Source organism: Ureibacillus sinduriensis BLB-1 = JCM 15800, from assembly GCF_000772955.1.
Taxonomy (GTDB): Bacteria; Bacillota; Bacilli; order Bacillales_A; family Planococcaceae; genus Ureibacillus; species Ureibacillus sinduriensis.
Genome location: NZ_JPVO01000054.1, coordinates 152,815 through 174,976 on the forward strand (window position 1 = coordinate 152,815; position 22,162 = coordinate 174,976).

Here is a 22,162-nt window from a genome sequence, read left to right on the forward strand (position 1 = left end):
CCCCCAGCCTTGTTACAACTAATCGAAAACGAGAATATTCGAGAAACCGTAAATGGTAAACGAGTTATTACTAAAAAACCAGAGTTGCTTGCACCAGCTGGAAGCTTGGAGAAGCTAAAAGTGGCAGTCCACTATGGTGCGGATGCCGTATTTATTGGTGGCCAGGAATTTGGATTGCGTTCAAATGCAGGTAATTTTTCCATTGAAGAAATGCGCGAAGGTGTTGAATTTGCAAAAAAATATGGTGCAGTCATTTATGTAACGACCAACATCTTTGCTCATAACGAAAATATGGCTGGCTTAGAAGAATATTTACAAGCGATCGAAGAAGTGGGTGTAAAAGGAATCATCGTTGCAGACCCTTTAATTATCGAAACATGTCGCCGCGTCGCACCGAAACTGGAAATTCACCTTTCGACACAGCAATCATTATCGAATTGGAAGGCCGTGAAGTACTGGAAGCAAGAAGGGCTTCACCGTGTTGTTCTTGCCCGCGAAGTTGGAGCAGAAGAAATGCTAAAGATGAAAAAAGAAGTAGATATAGAAATCGAGGCTTTTGTTCACGGAGCGATGTGTATTGCCTACTCAGGGCGATGTGTTCTATCGAACCACATGACTGCCCGTGATTCCAACCGTGGCGGCTGCTGCCAATCCTGCCGCTGGGATTATGATTTATATGAAGAAGTTGATGGGCAAGAAAAAGCTCTATTTACTGATGGTGATGCACCGTTCGCCATGAGTCCGAAAGATTTGAAGCTGATTGAATCTATTCCCCATATGATTGAGCTTGGAATTGACTCATTAAAAGTTGAAGGCCGCATGAAATCCATTCATTATGTGGCTACAGTAGTTTCTGTTTATCGTAAAGTGATCGATGCCTATTGTGCAGATCCGGAAAATTTCCAGATCAAGAAAGAATGGCTCGAAGAATTGGATCGTTGTGCCAACCGTCCAACTGCATCGAGTTTCTTTGAAGGAGAGCCGGGTTATGAACAGCAAATGTTCGGAACACATGCAACGAAAACAAATTGGGATTTTGCCGGTCTCGTTCTTGACTATGACCAAGAGACACAAATGGTTACTTTACAGCAGAGAAATTACTTCAAACCAGGTGATACAGTTGAATTCTTCGGCCCTGATATCGAATCCTTCAAATTGGAAGTTGGACAAATTTGGGATGAAAAGGGAAATGAACTAGAGGTTGCCAACCACCCATTGCAAATTATCAAATTTAAGTGTGAGCGTCCGTTGTTCAGCTACAACATGATGCGAAAGGAGAATATTTAATGTCCAAAAAGCGCCCTTTAGTAATAGGGATTGCAGGCGGTTCGTGCTCAGGGAAAACGAGCGTGACTCACGCCATCTATGATGTCTTTCGTGAGCATTCCGTTGTTGTAATTGAACAAGATTACTATTATAAAAATCAAAGCCATTTAACATTCGAAGAACGTCTGAAAACGAATTATGACCATCCGCTGGCTTTCGATAACGATTTATTGCTGGAGCATATCAATACTTTATTGCAAAGACAAGCCATCGATAAACCGGTGTATGATTATGTTAATCATACACGTGCCGATGAGGTCATACATGTGGATCCCAAAGATGTAATTATCCTCGAAGGAATCCTTGTTCTGGAAGATAAACGATTAAGAGATTTGATGGATATTAAATTATTTGTAGATACAGATTCGGATTTACGTATAATTCGTCGTATTGAGCGAGATATTAAAGAACGAGGCAGAACAATCGACTCTGTTATCGAACAATATCTGACGGCTGTCCGGCCAATGCATAACTTATTTATTGAGCCAACAAAAAGGTACGCAGATGTCATTATCCCAGAAGGTGGAGAAAATGAAGTTGCGATCGATTTAATGGTAACAAAAATTAAAACAATTCTTGAAACTACTACAATTGTGTAATATGATGATGGAGTGTTGGAATTAATTAGCATATACAAATAGTACGTTTTCAAACCGAATTCGGTTATTAGTTAAGTGGGCGCAGGGACTTCTAATCATTCCCCAAGCCTCATATGCTTAACTACTAACCGGGTTTTATTATTACAGCCTAAATAGAAAACGATTGCATTTTCTTTAGCAAGGTGTGTATAGTATTGTTTCAAAGTATAATTCGTGAAGATTTAAGGAGTGAACTAATTTGGCAAATGAAAAACAATATCCAATGACATTGGCTGGTAAACAGAAGTTGGAAGAAGAATTGGAACATTTGATTACTGTTAAACGTAAAGAGGTAGTAGAGCGTATTAAAATTGCTAGAAGTTTCGGGGACTTATCTGAGAATTCCGAGTATGACTCAGCGAAAGAAGAACAAGGGTTTGTAGAAGGCCGTATCACTACAATTGAATCTATGTTACGTAATGCATTGATTATAGAAGAATCTGGTGAAAGTGATGTTGTTACTTTAGGTAAAACTGTTTCTTTCGTAGAACTCCCAGATGGTGACGAAGAAGAATATACAATCGTTGGTTCAGCAGAAGCAGATCCTTTTGAAGGCCGTATTTCAAACGATTCCCCAATCGCGAGAGCTTTATTGGGTCGTAAAGTGGACGATATTGTTAAATTAACAACTCCGGGCGGAGATATGGAAGTACGTATCGTTTCAATTAAAACGGCTAATTAATTCCGGTTTCTTGGTGTCCTTTCTATTTGGCTTTATACATAGCCTGTCAATTAGGATTCTTTTATAAAGGGAAAAGTTAGTTTATATATCCATCAAAAGGTTCAATTCTAACAATATTTGAATACCAAAGTCGGCGAAATCATATAAAGGTTTTGTCGACTTTTTCATTTACTTTAAAAATTTGACAAGAATATTAAATATAGCCATATTGATGGCTTTAAAACGGAATCTTGATACAATAAAGCTAATGAGGTAAAGGGGGATTCAGTTTATGTCTAAAGGACAAGAATCTTTAACGCGTTCAGAAAATAAAAGATATGATCAGCGGAAACAGAAAAACAAAATGGACAAAATCTTGAATATCTTAATCGCTGTCGTTTCAATCCTTATCATATTAAATGTAGTCGCAATTTTTAATGATGATGACCACGAAAAAGAACAGGCGGATGAAACGGTTGAAAAACAAAATTTAAATAATAACGTTGAAAAAGAAGATACTAAAAGTGCCGATGCAACGGATAAAAATGTGGTGTCTGCCGAGGGGATAGAACGTGTGGAGCCGGAATCTGGAGAGCAAACAAATCCGGATCAAGATTCCGATTCAAATATCATTGTTCAAGCATCGAATGATCCGATGGTTGAAGAGGTCATTATTAATCCGGAGTGGAAAGTAAATCCAACAAAACAACAAGGCGAACACGTTTCTGCATACGAAAAAGGCCATCCCGATTACGAAGAAAAGTTACAAGCTTTTCGTCAAGCTGTTCAATTGGATGAAAGCAATACAATCTTTTGGTCAGTAAAGAACAATGGCGGGCCAAATAGCTCGGTGGCAGTTGTATCTTCAGGTGATAAGACTGAAAATTACCGGATTTATATTGAATGGTTGGAAAATGAAGGATGGAAACCTGTAAAAGTCGAAAAGCTGAATCAATCTGTAGGTACAAGATAACCAATCTATTGACGTTGCAGCATATATTCTTTAATATATGTGTGTCAAGAATTGGAGGAATTATTTATGAAAATTGCAGTAATCGGGGCAATGGAAGAAGAAGTTGAATTACTAAGAAACGCACTATCAAATAGTAAAGCAACGACAATTGCCAATAGTGAATATACAACAGGAAGTTACATGGACAAAGAGATTGTCTTGCTGAAAAGTGGAATTGGAAAAGTAAATGCCGCTATGACTACTACAGCACTCCTTTACGAGTTTAAACCAGATGTTGTCATTAATACAGGTTCGGCTGGTGGATACGATCCTGCTCTGGAAGTGGGGGCGGTTGTTATTTCCGATGAAGTGCGCCATCATGATGTGGATGTAACAATTTTTAATTATGAAATGGGTCAAGTCCCACAATTACCTCCGGCTTTCAAGGCGGATGAGCGTTTAATGAGACTGGCAGAAGAGGCTGTTTCCGAAATTTCCGAGCATCAATATGGGGTAGGTTTAATTTGCTCCGGAGATTCATTTATGAACGATCCAGAACGTGTAGCCAAAGTAAGGGAGTATTTCCCACAAATGAAAGCCGTTGAGATGGAAGCAGCTGCCGTGGCGCAAGTATGCTATCAGTTTAAAACACCTTTTGTAGTCATTCGCGCATTATCTGATATCGCCGGAAAAGAATCCAACATTAGCTTTGATGAATTTTTACCTGTTGCAGCAAAGCATTCTACGGAAATTGTATTAAAAACAATTGAGAAACTGTAATTCTTCACCCTTTGTTCATAAACGAACTTGAAGCGGAGAAAAAATCAAAGTAATATAGAATTATGAAAGTGTTAGGAGGTTAGGCTATGTTAATGCTTATGGCAGGTTCTGTAGCGATTACAGCGATTTTGGGAATTATTATTTATTCTGGAGCTAAAGAAAAAACATACTACTAAAAAGAGGGCTCATTAAGGTTAACGGTAACCTTAATGAGCTTATTTTAATTGTCAAAATGGGAGGATTCCATTTCTGCTTTACGAATTTCTTTTTCAGCTTGATTATGCTTAAATTGCTGATAGAGCTTTACAAGTGCACGCTTCTCTATTCGTGATACATAACTTCTGGAAATTTTAAGTTTTTTGGCTATTTCCTTTTGAGTTAACGGGTCGTTATTGTTTAATCCATACCGATATACAATAATCTCGAGTTCCCTGGCATCCAAAGTATTTAAATAAGCATACAACTGCTCAAAGCTTTCTTTTTGCTCGATTTTATCGATGGCAGGTTGTTCTTCCATTTGCAGTAAATCACGAATTTGAAGAGATTGACCTTCCTTGTCTACTCCAATTGGTTCAAACAGAGATACATCTTTTTGCACTTTTTTTTGTGCGCGTAAATGCATGAGTATTTCATTCTCAATACAACGTGCCGCATAAGTGGCTAGACGGGTCTTTTTATCGGGTGTGTAGCTGCTGACTGCTTTCATCAACCCGATGGTGCCAATCGATATATAATCGTCTAGTTGTTCATGCTGAGGGTGGAATTTCTTGACGACGTGTGCGACAAGCCTCATATTTCTTTCAATCAAGTCAAGACGTGCTTGTTCATCGCCGGCCATGAAACGTTCAATTGCTTTTGCTTCTTCTTCTTTTGTAAAAGGCCGATGAAAAGCCTGCCCCTTTAAATAACCAAGTAATGACGGAATGTCCAGCCAAAGCTGCATTAGTGATGCAAAAATTCCGCTCAATCACGTCATCCTTTCTGCTTTTTTCGACATTATATGATAAACTTCACTGGAAAATGAGTAGTGGCGATCAAATTAAGAAAAGTATAAAAAAAACGATGCAATCATGAGCGATGCATCGAAAAGTTTAAACTTTTTTTAGAGTCAATGTACAAATCATAAGGACGGAGAGTATGGGGAAAAGAAATAAATAAAATTGAGGACCGACTGCAGGGATCAGAAAATATGAAAATGTTAAAAAAGTTCCAGCAGCAGTGATAGGTAATCCTACAAAATAGCCTGTAGCTTCGGAAATATTGAAGCGGGCCAAGCGGTATGCCCCACAAGCAATATATAGAATGGTGAAGATTATCCCAATCATCCCGAAATCGGCCAAAATAATTTCGTACATTAATAGAGCGGGGGCTACACCGAATGATATAATATCACCCATAGAGTCCAACTGTTTGCCAAGCTCCGATTCTTGATTGAATTTTCTTGCTACCTTGCCATCATACCGATCCAAAAATGCAGCAATGAAAATAAACAAAACACTATAACTATATGCTTCATTTAATGTTGCCATAATCGAGGCACCACCGAAAGACAAATTACAAAGTGTAATTAGATTAGCAGCGTGCGATTTAATTTTTTTAATCGTGGAATCCACCATATGGATAATAAACATGGGGAAACACTCCTTTGCGCTAAATATATTTATATATTATACTTCGAAACAGCATAAATTGTAAGTCAATAAAAATACCTTAACATTACATAAAAAATTAAGAGATTTATCGGGGGTTACTTATGAAAGAAAAAATTTATCAATCACTAATTGAACTTACGAACGGAAAATACAGTTCATTACTACTGAAGAGGCTTGTAAGTTCACCGATGAGCAAAAATCTTATCGGACGGTACAGTAAAGTATACGAAATAGATACAACCGAGGTTTCAAGTGATTTAGATAGTTTTGCAAGTTTACAAGATTTCTTCACTAGGCAGTTAAAAAAAGAAGCTAGACCTGTGAATCAGTCGTCCAATCTCTTCGTCAGCCCCGTTGATGCAAAGGTTGAGAGCTATGGCCGAATAGATGAGGCAGCGATATTTACAGTAAAAGGCAAGCCGTATACAATCATGGAATTGATGGGGAATGAGCATGTTATAGATAAATATAGAAAAGGGAAATATGTTGTATTTTATTTAAGTCCCGCTAATTACCATCGAATCCACAGTCCAATAGATGGTACGGTGATTCGCCAATATTCACTTGGGAATAAATCTTACCCGGTAAATCAGTTGGGGTTGACTTACGGTAAAAATCCCATCAGTAAAAACTATCGCATGGTCAGTGAAGTAAAAGTTCATGACAAGAAACATGTGACCCTTGTAAAGGTGGGAGCGATGTTTGTGAATTCAATTACCTTAACAAATGTATCAACTGCTTGGAAAAAAGGTGAAGAGATAGGCTTCTTTGGGTTTGGTTCAACGGTCGTTATGTTATTTGAAGAAGACTTTGTAACCTTTACTGAAAATATTAAAAAAGGGCATAATGTGAAGATGGGAGAACCAATCGCAAGTATGTTATAATTGTCCAATGAGAATCTTTACTATCAGAGGAACCATCCTCCAAATGCATAAAAGGTATCATATAATTTTTTGAAGGAGTTAAGGCTTTGTATAATTTTTTATTGCCGAAAGAGTTTGTAACTACTGTATTCGAAATTACACCGGAAAAATTAGCTTCCCTTGGCATTAAAGGGGTTATAACAGATTTGGATAATACCTTGATCGAATGGGACAGACCGGATGCGACAGAAGAAATTGCTGCTTGGATGAAACTAATGCAAGATGCAGGGATCCGCGTCATTATTGCATCGAATAATAATCAAGAACGTGTAAAACGATTTGCTGAACCGCTGGGTATTCCGTTTATCTATCGAGCAAAAAAACCTCTTGGGGCAGCATACTATGCTGCAATGAAAGAAATACGCTTGAAAAGTAATGAGGTGGCAATGGTTGGCGATCAATTATTGACGGATATAATGGGTGCAAATCGTTTGAAATTATATACATTTCTAGTCCGACCTGTTGCAGAGTCGGATGGTTTTGTTACGCTTTTTAATCGTTTTATAGAACGACGTGTCTTTAATATGCTAAAGCGCAAAGGAATTAAAACTTGGGAGGAACAATAATGAGTGAAATGCCTAGCTGTATCGGCTGTGGAGCTATTATTCAAATAGAGAATCCGAAAGAATTGGGATATGCACCGCCATCTTCATTAGAAAAAGAGGCGATTATCTGCCAAAGATGTTTTCGCTTGAAAAATTATAATGAAATTCAACCTGTTAGTTTAACGGATGACGACTTTCTGCGAATCTTGAACGGACTTGGGGAGCAACAAGGATTAATCGTTAAAATTGTCGATATTTTCGACTTTAATGGGAGCTGGTTACCCGGTCTTCACCGTTTCGTAGGAAAGAATCCGGTGTTATTGGTTGCCAATAAAGCGGATTTACTGCCTAAATCAGTGAAGCCTAAGAAGGTGATCAACTGGCTTAAACGTGAAGCTCGAAGCTTGGGCCTGCAACCAATTGATGTAATCCTTGTAAGCGCCCATAAAGGGATGGGTATGGAAGAGGTAGTGGATGCGATTGAAATGCACCGTAATGGCAAGGATGTTTACGTTGTTGGTTCCACGAATGTAGGAAAGTCCACTTTTATCAACCGAATTATCAAACAGGCAACTGGTGAAGGAAATGTCATCACGACTTCCCATTTCCCTGGAACAACGCTGGACATGATTGAAATTCCCCTTGATGATGGAGCAGCTATTTATGATACACCTGGCATAATCAATCATCATCAAATGGCACATCATATCGATTCAAGTGAATTAAAATATATCACGCCCAAAAAAGAAATTAAGCCGAAAGTATACCAGCAAAATGAAGGGCAAACTTTATTTATCGGTGCACTTGCTCGCTTTGATTTCGTAAAGGGTGATCGTTCCGCCTTTACAGTCTATGCTGCAAATGATTTGCCGATTCACCGAACAAAGCTTGAAAAAGCGGACAAGTTGTATGAAGAGCATAAAGGGGAGCTCCTTTCACCGCCATCGAAGGAGCATATACATCTGCTTCCTGAGCTTGTACGACACGAATTCGCCATTAAAGAGGGGAAGACCGATGTGGTCATTTCTGGATTGGGTTGGATTACCGTGCAGCATGCAAATGTTGTCATTGCCGCACATGCTCCTAAAGGGGTAGAGGTGTTTATTCGTCCATCTTTAATATAAATTATTGATGGCAGATAGTATAAACAAGGAAGACGAGGTTATCGAAATGAAAAAATGGTTTGCTGTGATCGGGGATCCGATTAATCATTCGAAATCCCCCAATATGCATGGCACTTGGTTCGACGAAATGAACATTGATGCAGCTTATATTCCGGTGCATGTGAAAAGCGAAGACTTGGAAAATGCTGTCGCTTCGTTAAAAATACTAGGGGCAAGTGGATGGAACGTCACGATACCACATAAACAAACCATCATTCCATATTTAGATGAACTCGATCCTCTTGCTGAAAAAATGGGTGCCGTCAATACGGTGGTGCACCTTCCTGATGGACGACTGAAAGGATACAACACGGATGGAGCGGGATTTGTCCATTCACTGGAAGAAGTAATAGGCAAAGAGAAGAAAAATCTCGAAGTGCTGTTGATTGGTGCAGGAGGTGCAGCGCGGGGCATTGCCTTTGCATTGCAGCAATATGGTTATCCCAATATATCGGTTACCAATCGTACAGTTTTAAAAGCCGAGGAGATTGTCTCGGAGCTAGGTGAAGGTCGAGCGCTTTCGATAGAAGAGGCTGAACAATCGCTGGACAAGTTCGGCATTGTGATACAGTCCACTTCTGCTGGACTTGGCAATAGTGAATTTATTTTGCCTTTATCCCTTGAAAAGTTACATGAAGGAGCAATTGTTTCGGATATTGTGTATAATCCATTAATGACACCATTTTTATTGGAGGCACAAATGAAGGGCGCCAAAATTGTAAATGGTCTTGGAATGTTCGTCCACCAAGGAGCAATCGCATTTAATTATTGGTTAGAACAGTATCCAAACACAAATAATATGATAAAAAGATTAACTGATGAATTAGAGCATAGTTAATTTAGGAGGAAACAACGTTTTATGCTTACAGGCAAACAAAAAAGATTTTTACGTGCAGAAGCACATCATTTAACACCGATTTTCCAAGTGGGCAAAGGTGGCGTAAACGATCAAATGATCAGTCAATTACGTGACGTATTGGAAGCCCGTGAATTAATAAAAGTACGTATTTTAGACAATTGTGAAGAAGATAAGCATGATGTTGCAAATGCTCTTGCCAAAGGAACTGGTGCTGAACTTGTGCAACTGATCGGATTGACGGTTGTTTTATATAAAGAGTCTAGAAATAACAAAAAGATCGTATTACCAAAAGTAAACAAGAAATAAGGTGTGAGCAATGAAGAAAGTTGGCATTTTAGGTGGGACGTTCAACCCACCTCATATCGGACATTTAATAATGGCAAATGAAGCGTATCATGCGCTTTTTCTTGATGAAATCCGATTTATGCCAAATGCAATTGCACCACATAAACATTTGGTCGATGACGCATCGATGGAAAATCGGCTCAAAATGGTAGAAATCGCTATCAAGCCCTATGATCATTTCAAAGTTGAACCAATTGAATTGGAGCTTGGCGGCGTATCTTATACGTACCATACGATGTTGGAGTTATCGAAACGGGAGCCGGATGTTCAATTTTATTTCATCATCGGAGGCGATATGATCGATTCCCTCCATAATTGGTACAAGATAGACGAACTGATGAAGCTGGTACGATTTGTTGGATTGAAAAGGCCGGGATCTAAGTCGTCCACTACATATGACGTAAAAATTGTGGAGGCTCCTGAAATCGATTTATCTTCCACATTCATTAGGGAACGATTTAAGACAGGTAGAACATTGCTATTCCTATTGCCCGATGGTGTGGAAAGTTATATTCGGAAGGAAGGTCTATATGGAACGCGATAAGTTTTTAGCAGCAATAAAACCACGTATGCCTGAAAAAAGATATATTCATACTATTGGGGTAATGGAAACAGCGCTTCACCTATCCGGGAAATATGGCGAGGATCCCACCGCCGCTGAAACAGCTGCCATCCTGCATGATATTGCAAAGTATGCCGATGAAGATTGGATGCGCACCATTGTGAAAGAAAAGGGGCTGGATTCGAGACTTGTGGATTGGGGCTCTGAAATTTTGCATGGTCCCATAGGGGCATGGATAGCTGAAACTGAATTTAATATTAAAAATGAAGATATCTTGAATGCCATTCGTTTTCATACAACTGGCAGGGCAGGTATGTCAAAATTAGAGAAAATCATTTATATAGCAGATATGATCGAGCCGAACCGGAAATTTGTCGGCGTGGAAGAGCTTAGAGAAGCAGCGCATGAGAATTTGGATAAGGCTATGAAAGCATGTATTAGTCATTCAATCAGGTTTTTAGTCGACACCGAGCAACCGATCTACCCGGTATCGATCGAATGCTTCAATGATGTTATTTCAAGAAACGCCTAGGCGTTATAGAGAGGAAAAGTGGAGAATGAACCAAACATTACTGGAAATTGTTTATAAAGCACTAGATGATAAAAGGGCTGAAGATATTGTTGTTTTGAATATGGAAAACATCTCATTACTTGCAGATTACTTCCTGATTTGCAACGGTAACTCTGACCGACAAGCGCAAGCAATTGCACGAGAAGTTCAGGAAAAAGCGCAAGAAAACGGCTATGAGGTAAAACGAATTGAAGGATTTGACTCTGCACGCTGGATTCTAGTAGACCTTGGAGATATTGTCGTACACATCTTCCATAAAGACGAACGAGCATTTTATAATCTAGAACGCCTTTGGGGAGATGCGCCTCAACTTGATTTGCCAACAGTAGAATGATGAACTCAAGCTACGAAAGATTTGCCTTTGTGTACGATGAATTAATGCAAGATGTTCCGTATGAACAATATGTGAACTGGGTAAAGAAACATGCTCCAAATGAAAAATATCCTAGATTATTGGATGTTGGCTGTGGCACAGGCACCCTTTCTCTTCTTTTCCATCAAAAAGGATATGAAGTGAGTGGAATCGATTTATCCGAGGAAATGTTGGCCGTTGCTTATGAACGCCTCCAAGCGAACGGCGTTGCAATCCCATTGTTTGCAATGTCAATGGATGAATTGGAAGGTTTCTCCGATTTAGATGTTGTAACCATCCCGGTTGATTCCATTAACTATTTGGGGAAATCTGAAGCGGTGGTTGAAACATTGAAGAGAATTTATGATTCTTTACGTAAGGGTGGACAATTATTTTTTGATGTTCATTCATTATTTAAAATGGATCATATTTTTATGGAAAGCCCATTCACTTACGACGATGGGGAGGTCACCTATATCTGGTTTACGGAGCCCGGTGAATTTGAACATTCAATTTATCACCAGATGACCTTCTTCGTAAAAGAACAGGGGAGCAGCTTGTTTGAACGGTTCGAAGAGGAACATTTTCAAAGAACGTTCCCTGCCAATCAATATGTAGAATGGTTAAAGGAAATTGGTTTTACAGATGTAGAAGTAACAGCGGACTGGACTGACGAAAGTCCGACGGAAGAAAGTGAACGGATTTTTATCCGGGCAATTAAATAAAAATAATCACGATTTAGACACTTTTCAAAAGAAGGTAAATTATGTATATTATAAATATACTCCATATGATTTACCTCTTTAGAGAGGTGTTTTTTATCATTTTGCAAGCGATAAAAAAGTATGGACGAGTAATGCTATTCCCCGGCATTATTTGTGCCATTCTCCTTTATATTTTCCTCCAGCAAGACCCTTCGAATAAAGAAGAAGCCTATACAATAACTACAATTCCACAACAACAAAGTGAAGAAGTGATTCGTGATGAGGCCACTGAGTCAGCAGAGAAATCGATTGAAAAAATCATGGTTGATATTAAAGGTGCTGTAAAATCACCAGGTGTATATGAGTTAACAACCTTCGATCGAGTCATCGATGCAATTGAAAGAGCGGGAGGCTATACAGCAGATGCTCAATCTGTAGCAGTGAATCACGCACAAAAGCTGCAGGATGAAATGGTAATCTATATACCAAAAACTGGCGAGGAGCCAGTTCAAAGTTTTGCAAGTGGCCAAATATCAAGTTCTCCCGCCACATCGGATAACTCGCTTGATGATAAGGTGGATTTGAATAGTGCCGATGAGGGGCGCTTAACAACACTGCCGGGAATTGGGCCATCGAAAGCTCAGGCAATCATCGCCTATCGTGAGGAAAGCGGGCCATACAAAACAATAGAGGATTTAAAAAATGTATCGGGCATCGGTGATAAAACCTTTGAAAAATTAAAAGATAAAATTATCGTAAAGTAAGAAATTACAAATAGATCCCGCATTGCATAAACTTGTTTTTGCATCTAAACTAGTAATTAGATAGTTTGGAGGTAATCATATGGAGCGAATTACATGGGATCAATTTTTTATGGCGCAAAGCCATCTATTGGCCATGAGAAGTACATGTGCCAGATTGGCTGTTGGCGCAACAATTGTTCGAGAGACAAGGATTATTGCGGGTGGCTATAATGGTTCGATTTCAGGAGATGAACATTGTATTGAAGATGGTTGCTATGTTGTGGACAATCATTGCGTCCGTACGGTTCATGCCGAAACAAATGCACTATTGCAATGTGCGAAATATGGTACCCCGGCAGATGGTGCGGATATTTATGTGACACATTTTCCTTGTTTACCTTGCTCGAAAACAATTATTCAAGCAGGGATTAGAAACTTATACTATGCAAAAGACTATAAAAATAGCGAATATGCTTTAGAATTATTCCGGAAGGCCAATGTACAAGTTGTACAAATTCCTTTTGACGAGGCAAAAATCGACTTTTTGCAAAATCAAAAGCTCGAGCTTGCAGTAAATATGCTGGATAAATTGAGAAGTCTTGGAGCTTCCAAAGAAGAACTACAACCTTTTGAAGAGAAGGTGAAACAATTATTTGATCTCGTTCAAGCATAAATGCATTTTCTATGCCTTATCGGTTCTCGTTGCTTCCATTGCAGCTCACGAATCGGTGAGGTTCTTGTTTTTATTGGCGCCGTTTTCTCTGTTTCTTCGTTTCAAAAAAATTAGTATGCTGCATGTCGCTGGCATCACCATCACCGCTTTAAGCAGCTATATTTACTTTACGTACTTGCTGCAGCAATTCGAAGATCCCCTCCAGGTTCCGGCTTCCTTAACATGGACAGATGAATATAAAATTAATGGCGATACATTACGTGGTTTTATGAAAGATGACAGAGGCAGAAATGTGTATGCAGTTTATAGATTTAAGTCTGAACAGGAAAAGCTTGATTACCAGAAGCAATCGTTAGTTGGAAATCGTTACTTAGTAACAGGAGAGGTGGTGGAGCCTTATCAACCAAATCATGACTACGCCTTCAACATGAGTAATTATTTAAAAAGCAAGGGTTCTCTAGGTATTGTTGAAGTAACCAATTGGAATTTTGAAGGGAAAAGTCAAAGTCTTTATCAAAAAATTGCCAAACAACGCTTCAACGTAAAACGACACATTGAGGAAAGCTTTCCGCCATCACTTGTTGCCGAAGCCCAAGCCCTTATTATCGGACTGCAGGAAAATGTGGACGAACATACAACGAGGGCCTATCAGAAATTGGGAATCACCCATTTATTTGCAATTTCAGGCCTGCATATAGCGATTGTGGCGTTTATTTTCTTTCAGGGTCTTCTGAGGTTGGGAGTGAGAAGGGAGCTTGCGTCTGGTGTTCTCTTGGTCGTTTTGCCTATCTACGCTGTTCTTGCGGGTGGAGCCCCCTCGGTTTGGAGAGCGGTGATGGTTGTTGAACTGATCATGATTAGCCGCTTAAGGGGGAAGTTGGCAGCGGATGATGCCCTCTCGATAAGTTTTATATTGTTTGTCTTATTGCAACCTTGGTCTGTCTACCAAATTGGTTTTCAATTATCCTATTTGGCAACAGCCAGCCTCATATTTTCAAGCCGTCTTATCAACCGCCATCCTTCGTGGATTATTCAATCATTCCTCATCACCTTTGTATCTCAACTACTTGTGTATCCTCTATTACTCTTTCAGTTTTATGAATTAAGTCTCTCCTCACTGATTGTGAATATTTTCTTCGTTCCTCTTTTCTCATTTATCATTCTGCCCATCAATCTTATTTTATTGGCAATCTCTTATATTGCTGAACCATTAACTAATCTGCTGTTTCAACTTTATGAACCTTCAAGAGCTGCCCTTACAGCATTTATCGACATCCTGCAGGGAATACCTTATCAGATGTGGACCCCTGGAAAGCCTCCACTTACTTTGATTGCTATAGCTTATATCGGGGTTTTTGCGACGTTTTATCTTTTAGATAGAAGGAGTAAGCTATTGAAGGTTATTTCTGTTCTTCTTCTACCTGCGCTTATTGTTCATTATGGCGGGAAGTTGACCAATGATTTAATCATTACCTTTATCAATGTTGGTCAAGGAGATTGTATACTGGTCGAACTGCCTCTTAAGAGTGAAGTTTATTTAATTGATTCAGGCGGGGTATTGCGGTTTAACGAGGAAGGTTGGAAGAATAGCCGCAACCCTTATGAGGTAGGCAGGGATATTGTGGTGCCTTTTCTAAAGGGGAAGGGGATCCAAAAAATTGATAAACTCATCCTAACGCATGCCGACAGTGATCATGTTGAAGGAGCGGAGGAGATAGTGCAGGAAATCCAAATTGGGGAAATACACATTTCACCAGGTTCGTATAAAAAGGATGTCATGAACGATTTGGTGATCGAATCAGAGAGACGAAATATACCAATCATAGAGCAAATCGCGAATGTCTCTTGGAACAAAGCGGGGTTTACATTTACTTACCTTTGGCCGAATGAAACAACATACGAAGGGAATAATGATTCACTCGTACTATACGTAACGTCAGATCGTTTTGAAGGGCTTTTCATGGGTGATGTAGAAGAGGAGGGGGAAGAGTCGATTATCCGACAATATCCATCCTTGGCCCATATTGATGTTTTGAAAGCGGGGCATCACGGTAGTAAAACGTCCAGTAGTGAAGTCTTTTTAGAAAGAATAAAGCCAGCTATTACCATTTTCAGTGCAGGAGAAGGTAATCGCTACGGGCATCCTCACAAGGAAGTGGTGGAACGTTTTCAAGAGCTGGGACTGCCTACTTTCACCACTGGGGAAGATGGGACTATTGAGCTGCGCATAAGTGGGGAAACAATGAAGTTAAGGACAAGTAACTCAAAGTGAATGAAAAAAGGGGAATCTCAAGTTAAACTTGAATTCCCCTTTTCGCGGTAGCCTTATTATGCAGCTACATCAACAATGATTGCGATAATAAACATAATTGCAAAAAATACGAATGAAACGCCAAATCCTACACCAGCATCAATTGCTTGGTTACGCATAGATGCGCCGTTTTTTCCTTCAAAAGGATTGTGAGTTACAACGTTTTCATCATGTGATGACATACTTATCCCTCCTACTCAACATCAATTATAAGTGAATATATTATAAAAAGCTATATCCAATAAATCAATTTCTACTAACTACCTTTTGTATAATCGAAAATTTTTATACATAGATGATAGAAAATAAAAAACGTGTATACTTATAAATATGACTTTGTAGTAGGAGGAAGCAATATGTTTACAAAAGTTTGGAAAGAGATAAAAAATGGGCAAATTGCTCCTGTATATTGTATTTATGGAGAGGAAACTTATTTTATCGATGAAACCATCAAACGGATCAAACAAGGGCTGAATACAGCGGAAGAAGCAGAGGTAATCACTTTCGATATGGGAGAATCGCCTGTTGATTCCGTCATTGATGAAGCAGATACATTTCCATTTTTTTCAGAAAGAAAATTGGTTATCGCTAAAAATGCTTCTTTTTTAAAAGCGACGGAAAAAGGGAAAGAGAAAATAGACCATAACCTGAAGCGGCTCGAACATTGGTTGCAACAGCCATCCGAATTTTGTGTCACGGTATTCGTAGCCCCTTATGAGAAATTGGATGAACGTAAAAAAATTACTAAGATAATGAAAGAAAAAAGCATCCTTCTGCATGCCGAAACACCACAAGAGAATGATTTGGGCACCTGGATTCGAAGTGAGGTAAATCGTTTTGAAAAAAGCATTAACGACGAAGCGGTGAATAAGTTAGTCGAGATGGTTGGGTCGAATATGCTACAACTACAGATTGAAATTGAAAAAATTGCATTATATTTGGGAGAAGAAAAACAAATTACCGTAAATTTGGTAGAAGAGTTGGTTGCAAAGACTTTGGAGCATGATGCCTTTAAAATGCTGAATGCTTATTTATCGAACAATGTACCAGTGGCTCTTCAAATTTACCATGATTTGCTCAGACAAAAGGAAGAGCCGATTATGTTGGTTGGACTTCTCGCTTCAAATATCCGGACAATGAACAATGTATATTATTTGCAAAAAAAAGGTTATCATCCAAATCAAATCTCAAAACAATTAAAAGTTCACCCATATCGAGTGAAACTAATGTTGGAAACAAGAGATCGACCGAGTGAGGAAAGGTTATTGAAAGCCCTCAAAAATCTATCCGAAATTGACTTGAAATTAAAGTCGGTCAGCGGTAATCGAGAGAGGTATTTAGAAATGTTCCTTCTTAAAGCGATATAAATCTATTGGAGTATTTTTACCCTTCTCATTTAAAACTATTTACAAAATCTGTTATATTAAGTTAAACATATTTCTCTAGAAAGAAAGGACTTCTCATGGACTATCAATTTAAGTTTTGGAATTCTCTATTAAATCCTAGTAAACTCGCATTTGCACTAGATAATCAAGAACAGGGTTATCAAATGAAAGGTTATCAGAGCCGATTTTTTATACTCCTCGGATTAACCATTTTATTTTTTGTCACAAGAAATATTTGGGGGATGGGTACTGAGAATTTGTCTTACCTCATGGCGGCCAATGTGGAAGAAGAATATATTGCAAGCCGCTACTTATCTCTATTTGGGGCTGCGGTAAAGGGGTTATTATTCTTTGCTTTTCATTACTATATTATCTCATTATGCCTTTCGATTCTGACAGATCATTCCTTTAAAGCAATTTCAAAAATACAACTATTCGTGATTGCTAGTATTCTAATAGAAAAATTAATCCTATTTTTAGTCTTCGCCATGTCCGGTTTTACGACCGCAATTTCGTTCCTGTCTTTAGGTCCTGTCAGTACATATATTACGGATGATAGTTTTGTGATCTTCTTTTTTAATCAACTGACGATTGCGACAGCTGCTACCATTTTTATTCAGTATAAAGTTTTATCGAAATGGGAAGTGGAGGGCAAGCGAATGTTACTGGCGAAAATTATTGCTGTTCAAATTTTCTTTGCGCTAGTAACAGCTGGGATTAGTATATTACCTCTCTATGATTATATTTCTAAGGTGGTAGGTTTATGAAACGGGTTAGAGCGATTTATATTGGAACAGGCATTTTATTGTTAGCGATTTTAATAATGAATTGCATCATTATTTTTAAAGACAATAGCAAAATTGCACGGTCTTACTATATATCGGAATATGAAAGAGTGGAACTGGATCAGCAAAGAGGTTATTTGGAGAAAGAAGCGATGATTGTGCCGGAGGAGGAAATCCGAATTACGGCAGATGCAAATGCACTTGCCCAAATTTCTGTTCGGCCTGGACAAAAGGTGAGTATGAATGAAATCATTGCATCCTATAAAACTGATGAGATTGCCCAGGAACAGTCCAAACTTCAATCCGAGATAAATGCGTACGAAAGAGAATTGAACACCTTAGAAGGCATTCTGGAGCGCTTGGAGGCGCAGGGTGTTGAAGATCCGATCACTTCCATTGATTCGGAACAAGTGGGGGATGAATTATCTGTAACTGTTGAGACAGAAATCACGCAAGGCTCTCCTTTCGAAGCAATCGCGACTATCCAGAAGCAGATGGCCGAGGTTGAAAGAAATATGGAGATATTGCAAGAGAGGATCTCCGAGCTTAGTTTCTCAAATGTACTCTCAAGCCCAATCGAAGGAGTGATCGGGGAGATTGTGGAAGAAAACGGTAATATAACTTTCGTTATGTATACTGATGAGAAGAACTTAATCACCTACATATCACAGCAAGAGTGGGAGCAGGTCATGGAGAACCAAACCGTTGAACTGGAGCGATCTCTGGTTGATCACGAAGGGGATACTCTCCTTCAAACTGATACGGAAGATATGAATGGTTTAGAAGAGAATGAGGATGAAGAATTGTTGGGTGTTGTAGTGGAGAAACAAGATATTCCGGCTACGGATTCATTATGGTTCGAAGAAATGGGGAAGGTGGCAGAAATCCCGGAACCGCTCTCATTCGAAGTAAGGGTAGATCTGGATAGCTCAATATTGAACAAGCCATACGCGAGCTTGACAAGTGCAAAAATTATCATCAATGAAGCCTCCAATGCACTGAGAGTAAAGAAGGATTGGCTTGTTGAAAAAAAAGTCGCTACTGATGAAGGGACAACTGAAGTAGAATATATTTATTCAATCGATGAGGATGGCAAAATACGTACGAATGAGGTCAAAGTTGCTTTCGAAGATAACGGGGAAACGATTTTGACCAGCAATTTGATAAATGGCGAAATCATCTTCCATGATCGCGTGAAGGATGAATTATCCAATGCATTCTTCCCAATGCCCTCTGAAATCCCAAGTAAAGCCATTCTGCAGCAACTTGATTGGAAGCAATATGCCAAATATTTAATTTTTTAAAATTACGAGGCCGGGACTAAGTAAAAATTTCTTAGAATAATGGGAAAACCTATATTAAGAAATTGATATTATGTAAATTGATTGGAGTGGCGGGGCGACTCCTGGAGGAACTGCATGAGGGAGAGACTACAGGCTCGAGCCATGCCGTTGGATGCGCGTCCTTCGCAATTTAGACTACATCAAGAAAAACCATTTTCCTTCTTTCGGGAAAATGGTTTTTTTCGGCTTATGTCCGAGCCTTTTTTATTTTTTGGAGAACGAAAAAGAGGTTTTCCAAATCATAAAAATAATGATTTTGGAAAACCTCTTAATGATTAGTTAGCTTTTTTAGCTAAACGTGATTTTTTACGAGCTGCAGCGTTTTTATGGATAAGACCTTTAGATGCTGCAGAATCAAGTGCTTTGCTAGCTGCTACTACTAATTCAGTAGCGTTGTCAGCATTGTTAGCAAGTGCTTGCTCAGCTTTTTTCACTGTAGTACGCATAGCTGATTTAGCTTGAGCGTTAGCTGCGTTAGCTTTTTCAGCAACTTTAACACGTTTAATTGCAGATTTAATGTTTGGCATATCTTTCACCTCCTAAATAAGGTACGAGATGAGTTATCTTCTCACTATTTTCGTTTGTCAATACAACAAAAATCATTCTACCAAACCACAGAGTTAATTGCAATAGATAAATGCAAAGAATATTTACTTGACAGTTTGTCCAACATATAAAAGAGGTGATTATGAATGATAGAAGTAAATTGGAGTAGAACCGATTTAATTGATGAATCAGCAGAAGTAGTAGAGCATCAGACCAAGCAGCAAAAGAATAGGCTTGACCAAACTAGTGGCGTTAATATTGATGAATTTAGCGAAGGTCGGGTCAAAGTAACAAAAGTAGTTGTTGATGAGCATGGGCAGGAGCAAATCGGGAAAAAGGAAGGAACATATATAACCCTTTCCGTCCCAACCTTAACCATAGATGATACGAACGGTTTTGAACAGCTGGAAAAATCGTTTACAAAATACCTTGATGATATTCATCAAGACATAGAGATTACCAAGGATAGCAAAGTCCTTGTAATCGGCTTGGGCAATAAAACAATAACACCTGATGCAATCGGCCCCTTTGCAATTGATTCAATGCAAAATGAACAATCGGAAAACCCAAGTGATCATTTTATTATGTACGCTCCAGGCGTAACTGGTCAGACCGGTTTTGAAACGAGTGATTTTATCCGTGCCCTCACCGAGAGAATCAAACCTTCCTTAGTATTGGTCATTGATGCATTGGCTACTAGGGGCAGTTCTCGTTTATGTAAAACCATTCAAATTACAAATACAGGGATTCACCCGGGATCGGGCGTAGGGAATCAGCGGACGGAAGTATCCAAGGAAGTAATGGGAGTGCCCGTCACGGCAATTGGTGTGCCGACGGTTGTGGATGCAACCGTTATTATAGCGGATGCAATCGATAATGTATTCCGTTCCATTGCTGCAAGAATAGAAGAAAAAGGAAAGCCTTCGGGTAAACTGTCTGTTTCTTCTTGGACACCTGATTCAAATCAAAGAGTAGATTTGAATCTAATTAAACCGATTTTTGGGGAGTGGTCGACTTGGTCTAATGAAGACCGACTTCAGTTATTTGAAGAGGCTTTTGCTTCCCATCCTGAAAGACTGATTGTAACTCCGAAAGAAGTGGATGTATGGATTACGAAATATTCAATCCTCATCAGCAAATGTCTCTTCAACTGGATGGAACATAAAGTGAAATAGTTCTAAAAGGACATCCTCCTCCATATGGTAGTGGAAGGAGAGGATGTCATGTTAAAAAAACTTAAAATTCTATCTGTGTTTCTAGTCTTCTTTTTTATGTTACCAATCATTACAGGACTATTGCCTTTTCCAAACAATGAAAAATACGAGCCTCCTATTGCTGAAGAAAAGCAAGTAGTCTATGCATCGACCAATGTTCAATCCGAGCAGAGCTCGGAAGAAGTGACGGCAACGCAAGTAACGACAACGGATGGGGCTGCAACAGAAGTGATAGCAACAGAAGGTAGCGCAACGGATGTTAAACCGGCTATGGATTCATTTGATGTATTGTTTGTTTTCACACATTCTCAAGAAACCTATAAACCGTTTGCAGAAAGTCAAACAGGAACCGTTGCTGTGTATGATGACAAAGCAAATTTGTTATCCATGTCGCAAGTTATGGAAGACTACTTTAAATTAAACGGTTTAAACGCAACCACACTTGATGTAGACATTATGGCTGAAACAGTCAAACAGGGTAAAACAATGGCTTCTTCTTATTCGACAGCACGCACTTTCATAAATCAAGAGTTAAAGAAAAAAGAGTATGACTTAATTTTGGATATCCATCGGGATGCAACTGGCCACAAGAAATCGACTATTTCATATAACAATGTGGGCTACGCTAAAACCGCATTCGTTATCGGGGCAGAAAATCCAAATTATAAGTCGAATTTAACCCATGCCAATTCTTTGAGTCAGGCTTTAAATAAAATAGTCCCCAATATATCAAGAGGGATTATTGAAAAATCCGGAGATGGGGTAGATGGGGTTTATAATCAGGATTTATCCAGTAATTTATTATTGATCGAAATTGGCGGAATCGATAACACCGAAGATGAGGTGTATCGAACAATCGCGGTTCTTGCACAGGCGATTGCCAATACCTTTGTGAATAAAGAAGGAAATGCCTAATCATTAAATAATGTGATGTGAATCATAATATTTTGCGTTTTTTCTCACTACATCATTGCTAAAGTTGTTGTGTCACTGCTATAATTCAAGTTAGTTTAGCCTTTTTTTGAAGGAATTGTAATATATAGACGATAACAGGTTACCAAGCTATCAGTACTAACAACTGACTGATAAAGGTTAATGCCTCCAGCGTATTCCAAAGGCTCAGGGCTTC

27 protein-coding genes are annotated in these 22,162 nt (G+C 38.9%); 23 read left to right on the forward strand and 4 right to left on the reverse strand.

Translation table 11 applies throughout. From position 1 onward, the window contains the following. Positions 1-9 precede the first annotated feature (9 nt). The 5 genes from CD33_RS14735 to mtnN all read left to right on the forward strand — a co-directional run bounded on the left by CD33_RS14735 (position 10) and on the right by mtnN (position 4,357). Positions 10-1,287 carry a peptidase U32 family protein gene (locus tag CD33_RS14735; protein ID WP_036201768.1) on the forward strand — a complete coding sequence of 426 codons (1,278 nt, stop codon included), beginning with the start codon at positions 10-12 and terminating at the stop codon, positions 1,285-1,287. After that, positions 1,287-1,925 carry a uridine kinase gene (gene udk, locus CD33_RS14740; protein ID WP_036201769.1) on the forward strand — a complete coding sequence of 213 codons (639 nt, stop codon included), beginning with the start codon at positions 1,287-1,289 and terminating at the stop codon, positions 1,923-1,925. Before CD33_RS14735 ends, udk begins: the two co-directional genes overlap by 1 nt. Positions 1,926-2,163: 238 nt before the next feature. Beyond that, positions 2,164-2,646 carry a transcription elongation factor GreA gene (gene greA, locus CD33_RS14745; RefSeq protein WP_036201770.1) on the forward strand — a complete coding sequence of 161 codons (483 nt, stop codon included), beginning with the start codon at positions 2,164-2,166 and terminating at the stop codon, positions 2,644-2,646. A 271-nt stretch (positions 2,647-2,917) separates the two neighbouring features. Further along, the gene (locus CD33_RS14750; protein ID WP_052130280.1) at positions 2,918-3,598 is read left to right on the forward strand and encodes a YrrS family protein; all 681 of its coding nucleotides are present in this window, start codon (positions 2,918-2,920) and stop codon (positions 3,596-3,598) included. A 66-nt stretch (positions 3,599-3,664) separates the two neighbouring features. Continuing rightward, positions 3,665-4,357: a 5'-methylthioadenosine/S-adenosylhomocysteine nucleosidase gene (mtnN, locus tag CD33_RS14755; protein ID WP_036201771.1), complete on the forward strand. Its 693-nt coding sequence runs from the start codon at positions 3,665-3,667 to the stop codon at positions 4,355-4,357. 220 nt (positions 4,358-4,577) lie between these two features. Here mtnN and sigK read toward each other — a convergent pair whose 3' ends face one another. Further along, complete coding sequence (gene sigK / locus CD33_RS14760; protein ID WP_036201772.1) at positions 4,578-5,324, reverse strand: RNA polymerase sporulation sigma factor SigK; 747 nt, start codon at positions 5,322-5,324, stop codon at positions 4,578-4,580. A 124-nt stretch (positions 5,325-5,448) separates the two neighbouring features. Further along, positions 5,449-5,988: a CDP-diacylglycerol--serine O-phosphatidyltransferase gene (gene pssA, locus CD33_RS14765; RefSeq protein WP_036201773.1), complete on the reverse strand. Its 540-nt coding sequence runs from the start codon at positions 5,986-5,988 to the stop codon at positions 5,449-5,451. A gap of 122 nt (positions 5,989-6,110) precedes the next feature. On the opposite strand from pssA, the gene CD33_RS14770 reads away from it, so the two are divergent. From CD33_RS14770 to CD33_RS14825, 12 genes are all read left to right on the forward strand, one after another. Next, complete coding sequence (locus tag CD33_RS14770; protein WP_036201774.1) at positions 6,111-6,893, forward strand: phosphatidylserine decarboxylase; 783 nt, start codon at positions 6,111-6,113, stop codon at positions 6,891-6,893. A gap of 86 nt (positions 6,894-6,979) precedes the next feature. Further along, a complete protein-coding gene (locus CD33_RS14775) occupies positions 6,980-7,498 on the forward strand; it encodes a YqeG family HAD IIIA-type phosphatase (protein WP_036201775.1) in 519 nt (172 codons plus the stop codon). Then, complete coding sequence (gene yqeH, locus CD33_RS14780) at positions 7,498-8,601, forward strand: ribosome biogenesis GTPase YqeH (RefSeq protein WP_036201776.1); 1,104 nt, start codon at positions 7,498-7,500, stop codon at positions 8,599-8,601. Before CD33_RS14775 ends, yqeH begins: the two co-directional genes overlap by 1 nt. A 46-nt stretch (positions 8,602-8,647) precedes the next feature. Next, positions 8,648-9,478, forward strand: a complete 831-nt coding sequence (gene aroE, locus CD33_RS14785) for a shikimate dehydrogenase (protein ID WP_036202302.1) — start codon at positions 8,648-8,650, stop codon at positions 9,476-9,478. A gap of 21 nt (positions 9,479-9,499) precedes the next feature. Next, the gene (gene yhbY, locus CD33_RS14790; RefSeq protein WP_036201777.1) at positions 9,500-9,805 is read left to right on the forward strand and encodes a ribosome assembly RNA-binding protein YhbY; all 306 of its coding nucleotides are present in this window, start codon (positions 9,500-9,502) and stop codon (positions 9,803-9,805) included. 10 nt (positions 9,806-9,815) lie between these two features. After that, positions 9,816-10,388 (forward strand): nicotinate-nucleotide adenylyltransferase, encoded by a 573-nt coding sequence (locus CD33_RS14795; RefSeq protein ID WP_036201778.1) that lies wholly within the window; start codon positions 9,816-9,818, stop codon positions 10,386-10,388. After that, positions 10,375-10,938: a bis(5'-nucleosyl)-tetraphosphatase (symmetrical) YqeK gene (gene yqeK, locus CD33_RS14800; RefSeq protein ID WP_036201779.1), complete on the forward strand. Its 564-nt coding sequence runs from the start codon at positions 10,375-10,377 to the stop codon at positions 10,936-10,938. The genes CD33_RS14795 and yqeK overlap by 14 nt, the downstream gene beginning before the upstream one ends. 25 nt (positions 10,939-10,963) lie before the next feature. Continuing rightward, entirely contained in the window at positions 10,964-11,311 is a 348-nt protein-coding gene (gene rsfS, locus CD33_RS14805) for a ribosome silencing factor (protein WP_036201780.1), read from the forward strand. Further along, positions 11,311-12,054 (forward strand): class I SAM-dependent DNA methyltransferase, encoded by a 744-nt coding sequence (locus tag CD33_RS14810; protein ID WP_036202305.1) that lies wholly within the window; start codon positions 11,311-11,313, stop codon positions 12,052-12,054. The genes rsfS and CD33_RS14810 overlap by 1 nt, the downstream gene beginning before the upstream one ends. A 41-nt stretch (positions 12,055-12,095) precedes the next feature. After that, on the forward strand, positions 12,096-12,797 hold the full coding sequence (locus CD33_RS14815) for a helix-hairpin-helix domain-containing protein (RefSeq protein WP_235863174.1): 702 nt from the start codon (positions 12,096-12,098) through the stop codon (positions 12,795-12,797). Positions 12,798-12,876: 79 nt separating this feature from the next. After that, entirely contained in the window at positions 12,877-13,449 is a 573-nt protein-coding gene (locus CD33_RS14820) for a ComE operon protein 2 (RefSeq protein ID WP_036201781.1), read from the forward strand. Beyond that, entirely contained in the window at positions 13,430-15,721 is a 2,292-nt protein-coding gene (locus CD33_RS14825) for a DNA internalization-related competence protein ComEC/Rec2 (protein ID WP_235863176.1), read from the forward strand. The genes CD33_RS14820 and CD33_RS14825 overlap by 20 nt, the downstream gene beginning before the upstream one ends. A gap of 56 nt (positions 15,722-15,777) precedes the next feature. On the opposite strand, the gene CD33_RS19990 is transcribed toward CD33_RS14825, so the two are convergent. After that, positions 15,778-15,942 carry a YqzM family protein gene (locus CD33_RS19990; protein WP_036201782.1) on the reverse strand — a complete coding sequence of 55 codons (165 nt, stop codon included), beginning with the start codon at positions 15,940-15,942 and terminating at the stop codon, positions 15,778-15,780. A 174-nt stretch (positions 15,943-16,116) separates the two neighbouring features. Between CD33_RS19990 and holA the strand changes: the two genes are divergently transcribed. The 4 genes from holA to CD33_RS14850 all read left to right on the forward strand — a co-directional run bounded on the left by holA (position 16,117) and on the right by CD33_RS14850 (position 19,552). Continuing rightward, positions 16,117-17,127, forward strand: a complete 1,011-nt coding sequence (holA, locus tag CD33_RS14835) for a DNA polymerase III subunit delta (RefSeq protein WP_036201783.1) — start codon at positions 16,117-16,119, stop codon at positions 17,125-17,127. 260 nt (positions 17,128-17,387) lie between these two features. Beyond that, positions 17,388-17,912, forward strand: a complete 525-nt coding sequence (locus CD33_RS14840; RefSeq protein ID WP_140422937.1) for a hypothetical protein — start codon at positions 17,388-17,390, stop codon at positions 17,910-17,912. Next, positions 17,909-19,234 carry an efflux RND transporter periplasmic adaptor subunit gene (locus CD33_RS14845; protein ID WP_036201785.1) on the forward strand — a complete coding sequence of 442 codons (1,326 nt, stop codon included), beginning with the start codon at positions 17,909-17,911 and terminating at the stop codon, positions 19,232-19,234. Before CD33_RS14840 ends, CD33_RS14845 begins: the two co-directional genes overlap by 4 nt. Before the next feature lie 114 nt (positions 19,235-19,348). Then, positions 19,349-19,552, forward strand: coding sequence for a hypothetical protein (locus CD33_RS14850; RefSeq protein ID WP_036201786.1), 204 nt, complete (start codon positions 19,349-19,351; stop codon positions 19,550-19,552). Here the strand turns inward: CD33_RS14850 and rpsT are convergent. Beyond that, entirely contained in the window at positions 19,549-19,800 is a 252-nt protein-coding gene (gene rpsT, locus CD33_RS14855; RefSeq protein WP_036201787.1) for a 30S ribosomal protein S20, read from the reverse strand. The genes CD33_RS14850 and rpsT overlap by 4 nt on opposite strands. Before the next feature lie 165 nt (positions 19,801-19,965). Here rpsT and gpr point away from each other — a divergent pair, with 165 nt between their 5' ends. Beyond that, positions 19,966-20,994: a GPR endopeptidase gene (gpr, locus tag CD33_RS14860; RefSeq protein ID WP_036201788.1), complete on the forward strand. Its 1,029-nt coding sequence runs from the start codon at positions 19,966-19,968 to the stop codon at positions 20,992-20,994. Positions 20,995-21,042: 48 nt separating this feature from the next. Further along, on the forward strand, positions 21,043-21,948 hold the full coding sequence (spoIIP, locus tag CD33_RS14865; RefSeq protein WP_036201789.1) for a stage II sporulation protein P: 906 nt from the start codon (positions 21,043-21,045) through the stop codon (positions 21,946-21,948). Positions 21,949-22,162: the final 214 nt, after the last annotated feature.

What these genes read in the sequence shown, in the direction of transcription:
- udk (WP_036201769.1), top strand. Translation starts at nt 1,287, where the DNA reads ATGTCCAAAAAGCGCCCTTTAGTAATAGGGATTGCAGGCGGTTCGTGC.
- CD33_RS14750 (WP_052130280.1), top strand. Translation starts at nt 2,918, where the DNA reads ATGTCTAAAGGACAAGAATCTTTAACGCGTTCAGAAAATAAAAGATAT.
- mtnN (WP_036201771.1), top strand. Translation starts at nt 3,665, where the DNA reads ATGAAAATTGCAGTAATCGGGGCAATGGAAGAAGAAGTTGAATTACTA.
- pssA (WP_036201773.1), bottom strand. Translation starts at nt 5,988, where the DNA reads ATGTTTATTATCCATATGGTGGATTCCACGATTAAAAAAATTAAATCG.
- CD33_RS14770 (WP_036201774.1), top strand. Translation starts at nt 6,111, where the DNA reads ATGAAAGAAAAAATTTATCAATCACTAATTGAACTTACGAACGGAAAA.
- yqeH (WP_036201776.1), top strand. Translation starts at nt 7,498, where the DNA reads ATGAGTGAAATGCCTAGCTGTATCGGCTGTGGAGCTATTATTCAAATA.
- aroE (WP_036202302.1), top strand. Translation starts at nt 8,648, where the DNA reads ATGAAAAAATGGTTTGCTGTGATCGGGGATCCGATTAATCATTCGAAA.
- yhbY (WP_036201777.1), top strand. Translation starts at nt 9,500, where the DNA reads ATGCTTACAGGCAAACAAAAAAGATTTTTACGTGCAGAAGCACATCAT.
- CD33_RS14795 (WP_036201778.1), top strand. Translation starts at nt 9,816, where the DNA reads ATGAAGAAAGTTGGCATTTTAGGTGGGACGTTCAACCCACCTCATATC.
- yqeK (WP_036201779.1), top strand. Translation starts at nt 10,375, where the DNA reads ATGGAACGCGATAAGTTTTTAGCAGCAATAAAACCACGTATGCCTGAA.
- rsfS (WP_036201780.1), top strand. Translation starts at nt 10,964, where the DNA reads ATGAACCAAACATTACTGGAAATTGTTTATAAAGCACTAGATGATAAA.
- CD33_RS14810 (WP_036202305.1), top strand. Translation starts at nt 11,311, where the DNA reads ATGAACTCAAGCTACGAAAGATTTGCCTTTGTGTACGATGAATTAATG.
- CD33_RS14815 (WP_235863174.1), top strand. Translation starts at nt 12,096, where the DNA reads ATGTATATTATAAATATACTCCATATGATTTACCTCTTTAGAGAGGTG.
- CD33_RS14820 (WP_036201781.1), top strand. Translation starts at nt 12,877, where the DNA reads ATGGAGCGAATTACATGGGATCAATTTTTTATGGCGCAAAGCCATCTA.
- CD33_RS19990 (WP_036201782.1), bottom strand. Translation starts at nt 15,942, where the DNA reads ATGTCATCACATGATGAAAACGTTGTAACTCACAATCCTTTTGAAGGA.
- holA (WP_036201783.1), top strand. Translation starts at nt 16,117, where the DNA reads ATGTTTACAAAAGTTTGGAAAGAGATAAAAAATGGGCAAATTGCTCCT.
- CD33_RS14840 (WP_140422937.1), top strand. Translation starts at nt 17,388, where the DNA reads ATGGGTACTGAGAATTTGTCTTACCTCATGGCGGCCAATGTGGAAGAA.
- CD33_RS14845 (WP_036201785.1), top strand. Translation starts at nt 17,909, where the DNA reads ATGAAACGGGTTAGAGCGATTTATATTGGAACAGGCATTTTATTGTTA.
- CD33_RS14850 (WP_036201786.1), top strand. Translation starts at nt 19,349, where the DNA reads ATGAGGGAGAGACTACAGGCTCGAGCCATGCCGTTGGATGCGCGTCCT.
- rpsT (WP_036201787.1), bottom strand. Translation starts at nt 19,800, where the DNA reads ATGCCAAACATTAAATCTGCAATTAAACGTGTTAAAGTTGCTGAAAAA.
- gpr (WP_036201788.1), top strand. Translation starts at nt 19,966, where the DNA reads ATGATAGAAGTAAATTGGAGTAGAACCGATTTAATTGATGAATCAGCA.
- spoIIP (WP_036201789.1), top strand. Translation starts at nt 21,043, where the DNA reads ATGTTAAAAAAACTTAAAATTCTATCTGTGTTTCTAGTCTTCTTTTTT.